Below are 3,158 nucleotides of genomic sequence, written 5' to 3'. Positions count from 1 at the left end.
CCCCCCCCCCCCCCCCCCCCCCCCCCCCCCCCCCCCCCCCCCCCCCCCCCCCCCCCCCCCCCCCCCCCCCCCCCCCCCCCCCCCCCCCCCCCGCTCGGGTATGGGCGGCTACTTGGCGCCCTTGGCGAGGAAGGCCAGCAGGTCCTGGCGGCTCACCACACCGGTCGGCTTGCCCTCGACCAGCACGATCGCCGCGTCGGCCTCGCCGAGCGCGGCCATCAGGTCGGAGACCGGCTCACCGGAGCCGACCTGCGGCAGCGGCGCGCTCATGTGCTTCTCCAGCGGGTCGGACAGGGCCGCCCGCTGCGCGAACAGCGCCGCCAGCAGCTCCTTCTCCACGACCGAGCCGACGACCTCGGCGGCCATCACGTCCGGGTGGCCCGCACCCGGCTTGACGACCGGCATCTGCGAGACGCCGTACTCGCGCAGCACCTCGATGGCCTCGCCGACGGTCTCCTCCGGGTGCATGTGCACCAGGGAGGGCATGTCGCCCTCCTTGTCGGCGAGGACGTCGCCGATGCGGGCGGAGGGACCCGCCTCCTCGAGGAAGCCGTGCCCGGCCATCCACTCGTCCGAGAAAATCTTGCTCATGTAGCCGCGGCCGCTGTCGGGGAGGAGGACGACGACCACGTCGTCCGGGCCGAGGTCCTGCGCGGCGCGCAGCGCGGCGACGACCGCCATGCCGCAGGAGCCGCCGACGAGGAGGCCCTCCTCCTTCGCCAGCCGGCGGGTCATCTGGAAGGAGTCCTTGTCGGACACCGCGATGATCTCGTCGGCCACGTTCTGGTCGTAAGCGGTCGGCCAGAAGTCCTCGCCGACGCCCTCGACCAGGTACGGGCGCCCGGAGCCGCCCGAGTAGACGGAGCCCTCCGGGTCGGCGCCGATGACCTTGACCTTGCCGCCGGACACCTCCTTCAGGTAGTTGCCGGTGCCCGAGATCGTGCCGCCCGTGCCGACGCCGGCCACGAAGTGCGTGATCTTCCCCTCAGTCTGTTCCCACAGTTCGGGACCGGTGGTCTCGTAGTGCGAACGGGGGTTGTTCGGGTTGCTGTACTGGTCCGGCTTCCAGGCGCCCGGCGTCTCGCGGACGAGGCGGTCGGACACGTTGTAGTACGAATCGGGGTGCTCCGGGTCGACCGCGGTCGGGCAGACCACGACCTCGGCGCCGTACGCCCGCAGCACGTTGATCTTGTCCAGGGAGACCTTGTCGGGGCACACGAAGATGCACTTGTAGCCCTTCTGCTGGGCCACGATGGCGAGTCCTACACCCGTGTTGCCGCTGGTCGGCTCCACGATGGTGCCACCGGGCTTGAGGGCACCGCTCTCCTCGGCGGCCTCGATCATCCGGAGGGCGATCCGGTCCTTCACGGAGCCGCCGGGGTTGAAGTACTCGACCTTGGCAAGGACGGTGGCCTGCAGGCCTTCGGTCACACGGTTGAGCTTCACCAGCGGGGTGTTGCCGACGAGGCTGATCATCGAGTCGTGGAAATGCACCATGTTCTCCAGGGACAGGACTCCACGGGTTCTCCGGGAGACATGGCCAGGGTATGCGGAAAGGGATTGGCCGACAGGAAGTACGGGGCAGGAAGGTCGACAAGACCAGGAGGTGGCTTGCAGGGTGTCCAGGGCAAGGACGGCCCGCCGGATCGCGGCGGGAGCGGCGTACGGCGGAGGCGGGCTCGGGCTGGTCGGGGTCGCCGCCGTCGGTCTGGTGCTGGCGGAGGTCCAGTTCGCCAAGCGGACGGTCGGGACCGGTCTGGGAGACCCCCCGCGCGCCGACGGGCTGTACGGGAGCGAGTTCGGCGGGCCGGCGGACGGCCCGGGCAGCCCGGGGCCGGGCCCGCTGCGGCTGGCCATGCTCGGCGACTCCACGGCCGCCGGGCTCGGCGTCCACCGGGCCCGGCAGACCCCGGCCGCCCTGCTGGCCTCCGGGCTGGCGGCGGTGGCCGAGCGGCCCGTGGCGCTGCGGAACGTGGCCCTGTCGGGGGCCATGTCCGACGACCTCGACCGGCAGGTCGGGCTGCTGCTGGACGGTGAGGCGCCCGCCCCGGACGTGTGTGTGGTCATGATCGGGGCGAACGACGTGACCCGGCGCATGCCGCCGACGCAGTCCGTCCGCCACCTCACCTCGGCGGTGCGGAGGCTGCGGCTGGCCGGCTGCGAGGTGGTCGTGGGCACCTGCCCCGACCTCGGCACGATCGAGCCGGTCTACCAGCCGCTGCGGTGGCTGGCCCGGCGGGTCTCGCGCCAGCTGGCCGCCGCCCAGACCATAGGGGTCGTCGCGCTGGGCGCCCGTACGATCTCGATGGGCGACCTGCTGGGCCCGGAGTTCGCGGCGAACCCGCGCGAGATGTTCGGCCCGGACTCCTACCACCCCTCGGCGGAGGGGTACGCCACGGCGGCCATGGCCATCCTGCCCACGGTGTGCGCGGCGCTGTCCCTGTGGCCGGAGTCCGACCGGCTGGACGTGGCCCGGAACGAGGACATGCTGCCGGTGGCCAAGGCCGCGTCGGCCGCCGCCGGGCAGGCGGGCACCGAGGTCACGGCTGCGCGCGGGCCGTGGGCCCTGCTCAAGCACCGCCGGCGCCGCCGCGTCCCCGCCGAATCCCCCGCCGCAACCCCCGCCGAAGCCTGACGCCCCCCACCACCGCCCGAGCCCGGGCCTCCCCGCCCCGGGCTTCCGGGTGGGATCTGCGGCTGCGGGGCTGCTCGCCCAGCCCCCCGCGCCCCCGGCAACACCCCGCCCGGCGCGGCACGCCCGAAACGTCCGGCTGCGGACCGTGGCCGATTGTTCGCACGGTTCCCCGCGCACCCATGCACCCCACCCCCGAAGCCCCAGGGGCGCGGGGAACTGCGCGACCAGCCACCCGCGGCCCGCAGCCAACACACCCACCGCGGAACCCCAGGGGCGCGGGGAACTGCGCGCACAACGACCCGCGGCCCCACAGCCGAACATCCCACCCCGGGGACCCAGGGGCGCGGGGAACTGCGCGATCAACCGGTCGCGGCCCGCAGCCGAACACCCGATCCCGGGGGCCCAGGGGCGCGGGGGCTGCGGCGGCGGGGGGGGGGGGGGGGGGGGGGGGGGGGAGGGGGGGGGGGGGGGGGGGGGGGGGGGGGGGGGGGGGGGGGGGGGGGGGGGGGCGCTCTCAGACGCG

At 74.7% G+C, this 3,158-nt stretch carries 2 protein-coding genes; one reads left to right on the top strand and one right to left on the bottom strand.

Features of this window, described 5'->3' with window-relative positions:
* Positions 1-108 precede the first annotated feature (108 nt).
* Positions 109-1,494: a cystathionine beta-synthase gene (locus AC068A_RS37240; RefSeq protein WP_478590731.1), complete on the bottom strand. Its 1,386-nt coding sequence runs from the start codon at positions 1,492-1,494 to the stop codon at positions 109-111.
* Between the two features lie 124 nt (positions 1,495-1,618).
* Here AC068A_RS37240 and AC068A_RS37235 point away from each other — a divergent pair, with 124 nt between their 5' ends.
* On the top strand, positions 1,619-2,635 hold the full coding sequence (locus tag AC068A_RS37235; RefSeq protein ID WP_478590730.1) for an SGNH/GDSL hydrolase family protein: 1,017 nt from the start codon (positions 1,619-1,621) through the stop codon (positions 2,633-2,635).
* The last annotated feature ends 523 nt before the right edge of the window (positions 2,636-3,158 follow it).

The organism is Streptomyces sp. NPDC043854, assembly GCF_056436005.1.
Note: the sequence above shows the minus strand (reverse complement) of the source record. Positions and strands in the feature narration are given on the sequence as shown.